This is a genomic window from Curtobacterium sp. NPDC087082 (assembly GCF_044745045.1).
Taxonomy (GTDB): domain Bacteria; phylum Actinomycetota; class Actinomycetes; order Actinomycetales; family Microbacteriaceae; genus Curtobacterium.
The window spans coordinates 1-13,125 of the sequence record NZ_JBIUZN010000004.1; the positions used below are offsets into that span (position 1 = coordinate 1).

At 72.4% G+C, this 13,125-nt stretch carries 10 protein-coding genes; 4 read left to right on the forward strand and 6 right to left on the reverse strand.

What is annotated here, in order from left to right; translation table 11 throughout:
• Positions 1–144: 144 nt before the first annotated feature.
• From lipA to ACIPEP_RS11350, 3 genes are all read right to left on the reverse strand, one after another.
• Entirely contained in the window at positions 145–1,128 is a 984-nt protein-coding gene (gene lipA / locus ACIPEP_RS11340) for a lipoyl synthase (RefSeq protein ID WP_309779850.1), read from the reverse strand.
• On the reverse strand, positions 1,125–1,832 hold the full coding sequence (lipB, locus tag ACIPEP_RS11345) for a lipoyl(octanoyl) transferase LipB (RefSeq protein WP_402717324.1): 708 nt from the start codon (positions 1,830–1,832) through the stop codon (positions 1,125–1,127). Before lipB ends, lipA begins: the two co-directional genes overlap by 4 nt.
• A 63-nt stretch (positions 1,833–1,895) precedes the next feature.
• Positions 1,896–2,429, reverse strand: coding sequence for a hypothetical protein (locus ACIPEP_RS11350; RefSeq protein ID WP_402717325.1), 534 nt, complete (start codon positions 2,427–2,429; stop codon positions 1,896–1,898).
• 59 nt (positions 2,430–2,488) lie between these two features.
• On the opposite strand from ACIPEP_RS11350, the gene ACIPEP_RS11355 reads away from it, so the two are divergent.
• Both ACIPEP_RS11355 and ffh read left to right on the forward strand, forming a co-directional pair.
• Positions 2,489–3,202, forward strand: a complete 714-nt coding sequence (locus ACIPEP_RS11355) for a VOC family protein (RefSeq protein ID WP_402717326.1) — start codon at positions 2,489–2,491, stop codon at positions 3,200–3,202.
• A 44-nt stretch (positions 3,203–3,246) separates the two neighbouring features.
• Positions 3,247–4,797 (forward strand): signal recognition particle protein, encoded by a 1,551-nt coding sequence (gene ffh / locus ACIPEP_RS11360; protein ID WP_022905829.1) that lies wholly within the window; start codon positions 3,247–3,249, stop codon positions 4,795–4,797.
• Positions 4,798–4,871: 74 nt separating this feature from the next.
• Here ffh and ACIPEP_RS11365 read toward each other — a convergent pair whose 3' ends face one another.
• The 3 genes from ACIPEP_RS11365 to ACIPEP_RS11375 all read right to left on the reverse strand — a co-directional run bounded on the left by ACIPEP_RS11365 (position 4,872) and on the right by ACIPEP_RS11375 (position 8,515).
• On the reverse strand, positions 4,872–6,116 hold the full coding sequence (locus tag ACIPEP_RS11365; protein ID WP_071302168.1) for a 26S protease regulatory subunit: 1,245 nt from the start codon (positions 6,114–6,116) through the stop codon (positions 4,872–4,874).
• 23 nt (positions 6,117–6,139) lie between these two features.
• Positions 6,140–7,276, reverse strand: coding sequence for a tetratricopeptide repeat protein (locus ACIPEP_RS11370; RefSeq protein WP_402717327.1), 1,137 nt, complete (start codon positions 7,274–7,276; stop codon positions 6,140–6,142).
• A 99-nt stretch (positions 7,277–7,375) separates the two neighbouring features.
• The gene (locus ACIPEP_RS11375) at positions 7,376–8,515 is read right to left on the reverse strand and encodes a glutamate--cysteine ligase (RefSeq protein WP_217637395.1); all 1,140 of its coding nucleotides are present in this window, start codon (positions 8,513–8,515) and stop codon (positions 7,376–7,378) included.
• Positions 8,516–8,633: 118 nt separating this feature from the next.
• On the opposite strand from ACIPEP_RS11375, the gene aroA reads away from it, so the two are divergent.
• The gene (gene aroA / locus ACIPEP_RS11380; RefSeq protein ID WP_402717328.1) at positions 8,634–11,786 is read left to right on the forward strand and encodes a 3-phosphoshikimate 1-carboxyvinyltransferase; all 3,153 of its coding nucleotides are present in this window, start codon (positions 8,634–8,636) and stop codon (positions 11,784–11,786) included.
• A gap of 3 nt (positions 11,787–11,789) precedes the next feature.
• Complete coding sequence (locus ACIPEP_RS11385; RefSeq protein WP_402717329.1) at positions 11,790–12,959, forward strand: acyl-CoA dehydrogenase family protein; 1,170 nt, start codon at positions 11,790–11,792, stop codon at positions 12,957–12,959.
• The last annotated feature ends 166 nt before the right edge of the window (positions 12,960–13,125 follow it).

The window sequence follows — 13,125 nt, forward strand, 5'->3', positions numbered from 1 at the left end:
GGGGGGGCGGGCGCGGGGGGGGCGGGGGGGGCGCGCGGGGGGGGGGGGGGGGGGGGGCGGCCCGCCCCCGCCCCCCCCCCCCCGGGGGGGGGGGGGGCCGGGGGCCCCCGCGCCTCCCGTCCGTCGTCCGTCCGGTCCCACCGCTCAGACGGCCTGGCGACCCGGCGTCGCGTCGAGCAGGTGCGACAGGTGCTCGGGCACCGTGCCGCCGCGGGTGACCGTGGCTCGCGCCCAGAGGCGCCCGGCCCGGTAGGACGACCGGACCAGCGGCCCAGCGAGGACCCCGGCGAAGCCCATCTCCTCGGCCACCTCGCGCAGGGCGACGAACTCCTCGGGTGCGACCCACCGCGCGACCGGCAGGTGCCGCGGCGACGGGCGGAGGTACTGCGTCAGCGTGATGATGTCCGTGCCGGCGTCGTACAACCGCTGCAGGGCGTCCTCGATCTCGATGCGCTCCTCGCCCATGCCGAGGATCAGGTTCGACTTCGTGACGAGCCCCGCGTCGCGTCCCTGCGTGATGACGTCGAGGGAGCGCTCGAAGGTGAACGCCGGACGGATGCGCTTGAAGATGCGCGGCACGGTCTCGACGTTGTGGGCGAAGACCTCGGGACGGGCGGCGAACACCTGCCCGAGCTGGTCCGGGCGGCCGTTGAAGTCGGGCACGAGGATCTCGACGCCGGTGCCGGGGGAGTGCTCGTGGATCTGGCGGATCGTCTCCGCGTAGAGCCAGGCGCCGCCGTCGGGCAGGTCGTCGCGGGCGACGCCGGTGACCGTGGCGTACTTCAGGCCCATCTCGGCGACGGAGTCCGCGACCCGGCGGGGCTCGTCGCGGTCGAGCGGCTCGGGCTTGCCGGTGTCGATCTGGCAGAAGTCGCAGCGGCGCGTGCACTGCGAGCCGCCGATGAGGAAGGTGGCCTCGCGGTCCTCCCAGCACTCGAAGATGTTCGGGCAGCCGGCCTCCTGGCAGACGGTGTGCAGCTGCTTGCTCCGCACGAGGCCGGACAGCTCGCGGAACTCCGGGCCCTGGGTGGCGCGGGTCTTGATCCACGCCGGCTTGGTCTCGATCGGGGTCTCGGCGTTGCGGGCCTCGACGCGGAGCATCCGGCGGCCTTCGGGGGCGAGGGTCATACGAGGGTCTCCTGTCGTGCGGACGTGGTGGCGGGCGTGCCCGCGGCGCTGCTGATCCGGTGTCCGGAGTGCATGCCCCGCTCGGCGGCGCGGAGGCGGTCGAGCACCACGGGGACGATCTCGTCGACCGTCACGGTGCGACCGGCTGCGCGGCTGAGGGTCGTCACCCCCGCGTCGCTGATCCCGCACGGCACGATCGCGGCGTAGGCGTCGAGGCTGTTCGTGCAGTTGATCGCGAGGCCGTGGCTCGTCACCCCCTCGGCGACGTGCAGGCCGATCGCGCCGACCTTGGCGTGCGGGGCACCGGCCGGGCCGGGGACCCAGGCGCCGCTGCGACCCGGGACCCGCTCGGCGAGCACACCCACGGCGGCCGCCGCGTCGACGATGACCTGCTCGAGGTCCCGCACCCAGGCGACGACGTCGAGCGGCTCGGCCAGCCGGACGATCGGGTACGCGACGAGTTGCCCCGGTCCGTGCCAGGTGATCCGCCCGCCGCGGTCGACGTCGACCACGGGGGAGCCGTCCGTCGGCAGGTCCGACGGTTCGGTGCGGCGCCCGGCGGTGTACACGGACGGGTGCTCGCACAGGACGACGGCCCCGGGAGAGCGGCCGGCGACGACGTCGGCGTGGAGGGCCCGCTGCAGTGCGAGTCCCTCGGCGTGGTCCAGCAACCCGGTTGGGCGCACGATGTCGAGTTCCGGCATGCGCGCCAGGCTACGACAGTTTCTGTACTCCGTCCAACAACGGCGTCGACGGGTGTCCGGAGGTCACGGCACGCGGACGTCCTGCCACGTTGCCGTGCGGAGCTCCTCCTCGTACAGCGCACGAGCCCGTGGCAGGTGGCGTCGTTCGACCGCGAAGACGTGCACCGCGATGCCCGCCCACAGCACCCCGGGGAAGAGCGCGAGCACGACGTCCTGCCAGTCGCTCGCACCGGCCAGTTGCGAGACGGCCGGTGCGAGGAACAGGACGGCCAGGACCGCGGAGAGCCACGCGAACCAGCTGGTCCGGTCGATGAAGTGCGCGAGCCACCGGACCCGCCGTCGAGTGGGGACGCCGACCGGCTCCGGACCCCCTCGAACCCACTCCCGCAGCGCCCGCTGGGTCGCGTACCCGCCGATGGCGGCCCAGGCGACGACGACGAGGACGGTCACGAGCAACCCTGCGCCGATGCCGACGGCCACGACGGTCGACACCGGCATCGCGAACCGTGACGCGAACACGGCGGCGGCGAACCCGCAGAGCAGTGCGACGGCAGCGGCACGGGCCCAGCCGCCGAGGTCGATCTCCCGGAGGTGCATGCGTCGGACAGTAGTCCGGGGCTTGACCTGAAGCGCGGTTGAGGGTGTCGGGTGGGGCCATGCACATCCGCCAGGTCCAGCTCGCCACCCGCTCCCTCGACGACACCGTCCGCTTCTACGAGCAACTCGGGTGCGCCGTCCTCGCCGACGACGACTCGGTCCGGGTCACCGTCGGGTCGTCGCAGCTCGTCTTCCGCGTGCTCGACGGGATGACCGGGGCGCACCACCTCGCGTTCACGATCCCGACCGGGACGTTCGCGGACGCGAAGCGCCGGGTGGCCGAGGTCGCGACGGTGCTCGGGGCGGACGGTGTCGACGAGTTCGAGGGGCCGGCGGGCTGGGACTCGCGGTCGGTGTACTTCGAGGGGCCCGACCGGCAGCTGCTCGAACTCATCGAGCGACGGGAGCTCCCCGACGGCGACGCCGTGGCGGCCGACGGACAGGCCGCGCCGGCCGACGGGCACGCCGCGCGGGCCGACGGGCACGCCGCGCCGCTCGCCCCGCTGCTCGTGTCGGTCAGTGAGGTCGGCATCGCCGTCCCCGACGTCCCCGGGGCGGTCGAGACGCTCAGCCAGCACGGACTCGACCCCTACGCCGGCCCGCCGGGGCCCGACTTCGCCCCCGTCGGCGACGTCGACGGGCTGCTCATCCTGGTGTCGCCCGGTCGGCGGTGGTTCCCGACGCTCGACCGAGCCCCGTCGTCGGCTCCGGTGGTGGTCGATCTCGGGCTCGGCACGACGGTGGAACTGGCCGAGGGCGTCCTCCTGCGGTGAACGGGCGAGAGCGTCCGGGCGGGGCCTTGTAGAATCGACGGATCATGGCGCAATTCGGTTCACTCTCCGATCGGCTGACCGAGACCTTCCGCAACCTGCGGAGCAAGGGTCGGCTGACTCCGTCCGACGTCGACGGCACCGTCCGCGAGATCCGGCGGGCGCTCCTCGACGCCGACGTCGCGCTCGAGGTCGTCAAGGCGTTCACCGCAGCAGTCCGCGAGCGGGCACTCTCCGACGAGGTCAACCGTGCGCTCAACCCGGCGCAGCAGGTCGTCCAGATCGTCAACGAGGAACTCGTCGGCATCCTCGGCGGCCAGCAGCGGCGTCTCGAGTTCGCGAAGCGGCCCCCGACGGTCATCATGCTCGCGGGCCTCCAGGGCGCCGGCAAGACCACGCTCGCCGGCAAGCTCGGCAAGTGGCTCAAGAAGGACGGCCACACGCCGATGCTCGTCGCGGCGGACCTCCAGCGTCCGAACGCCGTGCAGCAGCTGCAGGTCGTCGGCGAACAGGCCGGCGTGCACGTCTTCGCGCCGGAGCCCGGCAACGGCGTCGGTGACCCGGTCAAGGTCGCGAAGAACGCCATCAAGGCCGCGGTCGACCAGCAGTACGACACCGTCATCGTGGACACCGCCGGTCGTCTCGGCGTCGACGCCGAGCTCATGAAGCAGGCCGCGAACATCCGCAAGGCCGTCGACCCCGACGAGGTCCTCTTCGTCATCGACGCGATGATCGGTCAGGACGCGGTCAACACCGCCCGTGCCTTCCAGGAAGGCGTCGACTTCACCGGCGTCGTCCTCTCGAAGCTCGACGGCGACGCCCGCGGTGGTGCGGCCCTGTCGGTCGCCAGCGTGACCGGCCGTCCGATCATGTTCGCCTCCACGGGCGAGGGGCTCGACGACTTCGAGCCGTTCCACCCGGACCGCATGGCGAGCCGCATCCTCGACCTCGGCGACATCCTCTCCCTCATCGAGCAGGCGCAGGGCGCGTTCGACGAGGAAGAAGCGCGCAAGGTCGCCGAGAAGATCGCGAGCGACTCGTTCACGCTCAACGACTTCCTCGAGCAGATGCAGCAGCTCCGCAAGGCCGGCTCGATCAAGGGCATGCTCGGCATGCTCCCCGGCGCCAAGGGCATGCGCGAGGCGCTCGACAACTTCGACGAGCGCGAGATCGTCCGCACCGAGGCGATCATCCAGTCGATGACCCCGCAGGAGCGCGAGCTGCCGAAGCTCCTCAACGGCTCCCGCCGCCTCCGCATCGCCAAGGGTGCCGGCTCCACCGTGACCGAGGTCAACGCCCTCGTGAACCGGTTCGAGCAGGCCGCGAAGATGATGAAGACCGTCGCGCGCGGTGGGGTCCCGCAGATGCCCGGCATGGGGCCGATCCCCGGCATGCACGGCGGCAAGAAGCAGCAGCAGGGCGGCAAGAAGAAGTCCAAGGTCGGCAACCCGGCGAAGCGTGCGGCGCTCGCCGCGGGTGCGGCCGCGGCGCCGCAGCAGGCGCCGAAGGGGTCCGGTCTCGGGCTCGGCGGCGGCAAGGGCGGCAAGGCGCCGACCGAGGAAGAGCTCGCGTCGCTACAGAAGTTCCTGGGTCGCTGACGCGGCTCGCGATCGCAACCGGTTGACGAACGGGAGGCGCGGTGCCGGCTGGCACCGCGCCTCCCGTCCGTCCGTCAGCGCTTGGACCGCTTGAGCCAGGCCCGCAGGTCGGCGTACGTCCCGTCGTCCTCGCCGAAGAGGACGACGTTGCGTGCGGCGTCCAGCCAGGCGCCGGTGGACGGGCGCACCTCACCGAGGGCACCGAGCAGGTCCGCCATGCCGATCAGCCGGACCGACCCGGTCGTGACGCTGTCCATGAGCGCCCGTTCCGCGGCGACCTCGCAGACGTAGGCGATGTCCGCGCCCGAGAACCCCTCGGTGCGCTTCGCGAGCGCTGCGGCGTCGATGCCCTCGACGGGTCGGTCCCGCAGGTGGCCGCGGAAGACCGCCTCGCGCGCAGGGGTGTCCGGCGGCAGCACGAGCACGGTGCGGTCGAGCCGCCCCGGTCGGCGGAGCGCGGGGTCGACGTCCCAGGGCTGGTTCGTCGCCGCCAGGACGAACACGCCCTCGTTCCCGCCGTCGATGCCGTCCAGCTCGGTGAGGAGCTGGTTGACCATCCCGCGGACGTGCGAGCTCCGGGTCTGACTGCGCCGTTGTCCGAGCGCGTCGACCTCGTCGAAGAACACCACGCAGGGCGCCGCAGCCCGGGCGGCGCGGAACACGGCCTCGATGTTCCGTTCGCTCTGGCCGACGTAGGGGTCGAGCACGTCGGTGATCGAGACGCTCATGAACCGTGCGCCGAGTTCGCCCGCGACGGCCCGGGCGATGAAGGTCTTGCCGCAGCCGGGCGGCCCGTACAGGAGCAGGCCGCCGCGGAGGCTCTTGCCGTAGAGCGTGCGCAGCTCGGGGTTCGCGAGCGGTGCGAGGAACGCCGCGGTCAGGCGCTGCTTCACGGTCTCCATGCCACCGACGTCGGCGAACCGGACACCGGCGCGCTCGACGGAGAACGCCGACGCGGGGTCCGGGTCGGGGCCGTCGTCGTCGACGAACGCCGGTTCGACGATGTGCTCCACCTGCTGCTCGGCGGCGTGCCAGTCGAACCCGGTCGCGGGCGGGGGACCGGCGGCGTCCGTCGCGGCGTCGTCCGGTCCGGGCGCGGCGGGGCCGGCCGTCGCGTCGGGTTGCAGTGCCTCGAGCATGAGCGCCCGGGCCGCGGCGTCGTCGGGGGCGACCGCGACCGCTGCCGCCGCTTCGGTCGTGGCCTCGACCCGGCGCCCCGCGTCGAGGAGCAGGCGCCCGAGGTGGACCCGGAGCGTGACGTCCTCCGGAGCGGCCACCACGGCTCGCCGGATCGCGTCGATCAGTGGGTCGTCGTCCATCGGGACTCCTCGTCCGTCGTCGGTCACCACGGGTTCCCCCAGCCGTCGTCGTCGCGGTCGGTCCGTCCCTCGTCGACGTCCTGCCGCACGGGCGTGGTCTTCGGGAACGCGCGCATCGTGCTCCGGATGCGCACCGAGGCGACGACGACCCCGGCGAACACCAGTCCCTGTGCCACCACGGCCGCGTCCGGCGGGAGGAAGAGCCCCGCGACCGAGACGGCCGTCGCGGCCCCGAGGACGGCGACGGTCGTCGTCCACCCGGGCACCGCCCGTCGCGCCGCGCGCACGAGGAACCCCGTTCGGGGCCGGGTCTCGGCGGCGAACCGGAGCACGACGACCACCACGAGCGCGAGTCCGATCACCGGCGGGAGCGTCGTGTACCAGCGGTCGGCGTCCGACGGGGCGTCGAGGGAGACCAGGCACTGGAAGCCGGTCATCAGGGCGCCGGCACCGAGTCCGAACCGGATGCGTGCGAGCGGGTTGAGGACGCCGACGACGAGGTTCCGTCGCGCGAGCGCGTTCGTGGGGTCCGTCGCGAGGATCCCGGCGAAGGCGAGCGCGGACTCGCCGTCGTGACCCCGTCGGAGTCGCGACACCGCGAAGTTGTGCCGTGCGCCGCGGTCCTCCGGGGCGAGCTCGAGGCCGCGTCGGTAGGCGGCCTGGGCGTCGCGCTGCCGTCCCGCCGCGAGCAGCAGGTCGCCGTGCCTGCGGTGCGCCATCGGTTCGAGTGGTGCCAGCCGGACGGTCTCGTAGCTCGCCCGGAGCGCCTCGGGCCGGCGCCGTTCGTCGAGCCAGAGGGCGTCGGCCACCGCGAGGTGTGCGAGCCACGACCCGGGGTCGGCCTCGACGGATCGGCGCGCGGCGGCGACGGCTCCGGTCTGGTCGCCCGAGCGGACCAGGGTCGTCGAGAGGATCCGGAGCGCGACGGAGTCGGTGGGGGCGAGGCCGACCGCGCGTCGGGCCTCGTCCTGGGCGTCGTCCGGACGGTCGAGCGCCAGGAGGGCCAGCGCCCGCACACGGTGCCCGGCGACCGAAGCGCCCTGGTCCCGTTCGACGACGGCCAGGTCGGCGAGCGCGTCGGCGGGCCGGCCCGCGTCGATCAGCGCGGCCGCGCGCTGGACGGTCGGCCCCGCTCCGCGTTCCGCGGTCCCCCCTGTCACAGGGGAACTGTAGCGGTCGCGCGGACTCCCGCACGTCCCCCAGGACGGGAGGCGCGGTGCCGGCCGGCACCGCGCCTCCAGTCCTTCAGACGGTGACGGTCAGAGCGAGTCGCGCAGCTCGGTGACCAGGTGCCGGACGACGGCGCGGAGGTCTCCGCCGTTCTCCTGCGCGACCTGCAACTGCCGCTGGTAGGAGGCGCCGTCCGCGATCATCGTGTCGAGGTGGTGCAGCTCCTGCTGGCACCCGAGACGGTCCGCCACCGGGTCGAGCCGCTGCACGAGGTCGTGCACCTCGTCGGTCACGAGCCGCTCGTCGCCGGCCGCGTTCGTGATGATCTCGGCCTCCATGCCGTACCGGGCCGCGCGCCACTTGTTCTCGCGGACGAACCAGGGCTGCATGGTCGGCAGGGTCTCGCCGGCGTCGAGCCGGTCGGACATCTCGGTGACGAGGCACTGGACGAGCGCGGTCACGGCCCCGACCTCGTGCAGGGTCGAGATGCCGTCGGAGACGCGGTTCTCGAGGGTGCCCCACCCGGGCGACGGGCGGATGTCCCAACGGAGGTCCTTGACGCCCTCGATGACGCCGGTGCGGGTGAGGTCGTCGACGACCTCCTCGAAGTTCGCCCACGCGCCGAGTGCCGGCGGCAGGCCACCGGTCGGCAGCTGCTGGAACATCAGGGCGCGGTTCGAGGCGTACCCGGTGTCGGTGCCGGCCCAGAACGGGCTCGAGGCGGTGAAGGCCTGCAGGTGCGGCACGTACGCGAGCATCGCGCCGAGGATCGGCAGCGCCTTGTCGCGGTCGTCGATGCCGACGTGGACATGCACGCCCCAGATGAGCATCTGACGGCCCCACCACCGGGTGCGGTCGATGAGGGTCGTGTAGTGCTCGCTGTCCGGCGTGATCTCCTGCTGGTCCCACACGGCGAAGGGATGGGTGCCGGCGCACATGACCTGCGCGTCGAGCGGTTCGGCGGCGTCGACGACCTCGCCGATGATGCCGGACAGCTCGCTCGTGGCACCGCTCACCCGCGAGTGGACGCCGGTGACGACCTCGACCGTGTTCGTCAGGAGCTCCTCGGTCACCCGGTCGTGGTCACCGAGCCGCTGCTGCACCGCCTGGATGACGGCGGGGGCACGCGGGGTCAGGTCGCCGGTGTCCCGGTCGACCAGGGGGAGCTCCCACTCGACGCCGATGGTCGACGGGCGGGACTCGGTGAAACGGATGTCCATGCTGTACATCCTGCCCGGCTCCTTGTCGGACACGCACAAGGAACCGCACTCCCGGTCGTGCGGATCCGATTCACAGACGATCCACACCGGGCGTACCGTAGTAACGCTCAACAGGGAAGAGGTAGGCATGCAGCTGGTCGTGCGCGGGACGAACGCACCGCTCGTCGGAGAACTCGACATCCCGGTCTCGAAGTACCACGCGCACCGCGCGCTGGTGCTCGCGTCGCTGGCGAAGGGGACGAGCATCGTCTCCGGCATCAGTGCGACCCGGCAGGTCGAGTGGACCGTGGGCACGCTCCGTGCCCTCGGCGTCGACGTCAAGCGTCGCGGGAACGAGTACCACGTCACCGGCCTCGGCGGTCGGTACGAGGCCACCGACGTCGTCGACCACGGCTCGCGGGGCGCCGACGGGCTCCTCAACATGGGCTCCTCGGGCACCACGCTCTACTTCATGACGGGGCTCGCGTCGCTGGCGGACAAGCCGATGACCCTCTCGGGCATGAAGTACTTCCAGCGCCGCCCGATCAAGGCCCTGCTCACCTCGCTCACCCAGATGGGCATCGAGCTCGAGGCCACGAACGACTGCCCGCCGGTCACCGTGCAGCCGAAGCGTCCGCGCGGCGGCGACGTCCAGATCGCCGGCACCCTGTCGCAGTGGATCTCCGGCCTGCTCCTCGTCGCGCCCTTCGCGGAGGAGGAGACCCGGATCCACATCACCGGCGGACGGCTCAACGAGCAGCCGTACGTCGAGCTGACCGTGCGCATGATGCGCCAGTTCGGCCTCACGGTCGAGGTGTCCGACGACTGGCTCGAGTACCGGATCCCGGCGAACCAGCAGGCCACCCCGCACGACTACGTGATCCCGCCGGACATCGGCTCGGCCGCGTTCGGCATCGCCGCGGCCGGCATCCGCGAGTCGAACGTGCTGCTCCGCGGCATGACGGCGTTCACCACCGCCGAGACCGACCACCCGGAGAGCGAGTTCCTCGACCTCGCCACGGCGATGGGCGTCCCGATGCGGATCGACGAGGAGACCGGCTTCGTGCGCATCGAGCACGACGGCTCCCCGCTGCGCCCCCTCGACATCGACTGCCAGCCGATCCCGGACCTGCTGCCGATCCTGTCCACGATGGCGACCTTCGCCGAGGGCACGACCCGGCTCTGGAACGTCGCGCACATCCGGTTGAAGGAGTCCGACCGCGTCGCGGCGATGCTCCAGCTCAACCGACTGGGCGGCCGCGCCGAGCAGGGCGCCGACGAGCTGCGCGTCACCGGGGTCCGTCCGGGTGACCTGCACGGGTCGCCGATGTCCTCGTTCAACGACCACCGCGTGCTCATGTCGCTGGCCGTCGCCGCGTCGAAGGCCGACGGCGTCTCCGCCCTCACCTACCCGCGCGCCTACCGGATCTCGTACCCGACCTTCCTCGAGGCGATGAACTCGGTCGGCCTCGACATGGAGGTCGGCGACGGCGCCGAGGCGCAGATCGCCCGCGACGACCGGATCGACGCCGCCGAGGCCGCTGCGGAGAGCACGGACCTGGGGGAGGAACAGGAGACGGTGACGAGCGCGCTGCCCGAGCTCGCCGGCGTCGACGCCGACCCGCTCGTCCTCAGCGAGAAGGTCCGCGCACTCTCCCAGCAGGACCCGGACGGCCTCGCCGTGATCGAGGTCGGCGGCCCCGAGCCGGTGAACACGACGTGGCGCGAGCTGCAGGACGAGGCCGACAAGGTCTCCGCCCTGCTCCTCGAGCTCGGCGTCCGCACGGGCGAGTCCGTGGCGATGCAGCTGCCGAACTGGCGCGAGTTCGTCTCGATCACCCTCGGTGCGATCCAGATCGGTGCCGTCGCGACGCCGATCATGCCCGTGTTCGGTCCCCGCGAGACCACGATGACGCTGGCCCGGTCCCGCGCCCGCGTGGTCTTCCTGCCGAACGTCTTCCGGAAGCGTCGCCCGGCGCTCGAACTGCTCGAGGTCATCGACGAGGCGAAGGCCCAGAAGCGCCGCCTGTCGGTCGAGCACGTGGTCGTGCTCCGCTCCGAGGCACGCGGGCAGGCGGACAGCCCGACGAACCAGCCGCCGCTGCCCGCCGACGCCGCCGACCGCGTCGCCGCGAGCGAGTGGAACTGGCGCTACTTCGACACCGCGCTCGACTCGGTCCAGGTGGACGTCGACCAGATCCTGTCCCACGCGCCCGGCCCGGACGACGTCTGCCAGCTGCTCTTCACCTCGGGCACCACCGGCGAGCCGAAGGGCGTGCAGCACCCGCACCGCACGCTCGGCCTGGCGACCGCGATGCACGTCGCGCAGTCCGGCCTGACGAGCGAAGACCGGATCTACATCCCGTCGCCGCTCGCCCACCAGACCGGGTTCCTGTACGGCATGCTCCTGGCCTTCCGGCTCGGCGCACCGCAGGTCATCCAGCCCGTGTGGGACGGCACCGTCGCGCTCGAGCAGGCGTTCGGCGCCGCGAAGGCCACGTTCGTGCAGTGCGCGACGCCGTTCCTGACCGACCTCGTCGACCTCGTCGAGGCCGGGGCCGGACAGCCCGAGTCCCTCCGGATCTTCGTGCCGACGGGCGCCGCGGTGCCCCGTGCACTGGCCCAGCGTGCCGCGACGGTGCTCGGCACCGCGATCCTCGGCGCGTTCGGCACGAGCGAGACCTGCCTCGGGGCGCTCTCCAGCCCGACCGACGACCCGGCGGACGCCTACGGCCACGACGGTCGCGCGCTGCCCGGCATCCGGATCCGCATCGTCGATGACGAGGGGCACGAGCTGCCGGCGGACACCGAGGGCAACTTCGAGCTGCACTCGCCGACGATGTTCGACGGGTACCTCGACCGGCAGGACCTCACGGACGACGTCTTCACCGAGGACGGCTGGTACAAGACCGGCGACCTCGCGAAGGTCGACGCCAAGGGATTCCTGTCCATCACGGGCCGCGTCAAGGACGTCATCAACCGCGGTGGCGAGAAGATCCCGGTCGTCGAGATCGAGAACCTGCTCTACCAGCACCCGCTCGTCACCGACGTGGCGATCGTCGCGATGCCGGACGCCCGCCTCGGGGAGCGCGCCTGCGCGTTCGTCGTGCCGGCGGCCGGTGCGGAGCAGCTCGACTTCGCCGCGATGCAGCGCGCGCTCGACAAGGCCGGCGTGAGCAAGTACTACTGGCCTGAGCGTCTCGAGTACATCGCCGAGCTGCCGCGCAACGCGGTCGGCAAGGTCCAGAAGAACGTCCTGCGCGAGCAGGCAGCCGCGCTCGTCGCGACGAAGGAGAACTGACAGATGACGATGGTCATGGAGCCGCAGACCGAGGCCGCCTTCCAGGAGCTCAAGGCCGAGGTGACCGAGTGGGTCCGCGGTCGCGGCGAGGAGTGGGCGGAGGAGATCGAGCGCACCGGCCAGGTCGCGCCCGAGCTGTTCCAGGAGCTCAAGGACAAGGGGTGGCTGTCGCTCGCCGCCCCGGCCGAGCTCGGCGGACGGGGCATCCCGTTCTCGCGCTACCTCGAGATCATGGAGATCGTGTCGCGCTCGCACGCGTCGATCCGCATGCTCGTGCACGTCATCAACGGCACCTGGCGCGCCATGCAGCCGTACGCGACGCCGGAGCAGCTCGACGAGGTCGTGAAGCCGAGCGTCGCCGGGGACAAGCTCGTCGCGTTCACGCTGACCGAGGCGACCGCGGGCACGGGTGCCGACATCCGCACGACCGTCCGCCGCGAGGGCGACACCTACGTGATGAACGGCGAGAAGCACCTCATCACGTTCGGCGTGAAGGCCGACTACTGGCTCATCGCCGCGCGCCTCGAGGGCACCACGGGCCAGGACGGCACCGTCGCGTTCCTCATGCCGAACTCCGGCCTGCCCGGCGCCGAGGTGATCGACGACTCCGACACCATGGGCATCCGTGGCACCGACCACGCGATCCTCCGCTTCACCGAGACCCCGATCCCGGCCTCCGCCCGCCTGGGCGACGAGGGCCAGGGCCTCGAGGTCGCACTCGGCGGCTTCCTGCTGCCGAGCCGCGTGTCCGTCGCGATGAGCGCCGTCGGCCTCGCCGAGCGTGCGAACGAGCTCGCCGTCGAGTACGCGAACAAGCGCGAGACGTTCGGCAAGAAGCTCTCCAGCCGGCAGGCGATCCAGTTCTACGTCGCGGAGAACTACGCCGACATCGTGGCCGCGCGCGCCCTCGTCCTCGAGGCGGCCCGCGCCTACGAGGAGGGCCGCCCGGACGCCGGCACGCTGTCCAGCGCCTCGAAGATGGTCGCCGTCGACATGCTCGCCCGCGTCACCGACAAGGCACTGCAGGTGCACGGTGGCCAGGGCTACTGGAAGCGCAACGCCATCGAGCGCGTCTACCGCGACGCGCGTGCGCAGCGCTTCGAGGAGGGCACCAACGAGATCCAGAAGCTGGTCGTCGGCCGCGCCGTCGTGACCGGCCAGGCCGGGTTCTGACCCGCAACCACTCCATGGCCTGGAGGCGGGGGGGGGGGGGCCCCCCCCCCCCCCCCCCCCCCCCCCCCCACGGGCCCCCCCGGGGGCCCCCCCCCCGGGTGCGGGCCCGCATAGGGGCGCGCGCCCCGGGGTAGACGCACACCAGCAGGGTTAAGTACCCGCGGTA

What these genes read in the sequence shown, in the direction of transcription:
- lipA (WP_309779850.1), bottom strand. Translation starts at nt 1,128, where the DNA reads ATGACCCTCGCCCCCGAAGGCCGCCGGATGCTCCGCGTCGAGGCCCGC.
- lipB (WP_402717324.1), bottom strand. Translation starts at nt 1,832, where the DNA reads ATGCCGGAACTCGACATCGTGCGCCCAACCGGGTTGCTGGACCACGCC.
- ACIPEP_RS11350 (WP_402717325.1), bottom strand. Translation starts at nt 2,429, where the DNA reads ATGCACCTCCGGGAGATCGACCTCGGCGGCTGGGCCCGTGCCGCTGCC.
- ACIPEP_RS11355 (WP_402717326.1), top strand. Translation starts at nt 2,489, where the DNA reads ATGCACATCCGCCAGGTCCAGCTCGCCACCCGCTCCCTCGACGACACC.
- ffh (WP_022905829.1), top strand. Translation starts at nt 3,247, where the DNA reads ATGGCGCAATTCGGTTCACTCTCCGATCGGCTGACCGAGACCTTCCGC.
- ACIPEP_RS11365 (WP_071302168.1), bottom strand. Translation starts at nt 6,116, where the DNA reads ATGGACGACGACCCACTGATCGACGCGATCCGGCGAGCCGTGGTGGCC.
- ACIPEP_RS11375 (WP_217637395.1), bottom strand. Translation starts at nt 8,515, where the DNA reads ATGTACAGCATGGACATCCGTTTCACCGAGTCCCGCCCGTCGACCATC.
- aroA (WP_402717328.1), top strand. Translation starts at nt 8,634, where the DNA reads ATGCAGCTGGTCGTGCGCGGGACGAACGCACCGCTCGTCGGAGAACTC.
- ACIPEP_RS11385 (WP_402717329.1), top strand. Translation starts at nt 11,790, where the DNA reads ATGACGATGGTCATGGAGCCGCAGACCGAGGCCGCCTTCCAGGAGCTC.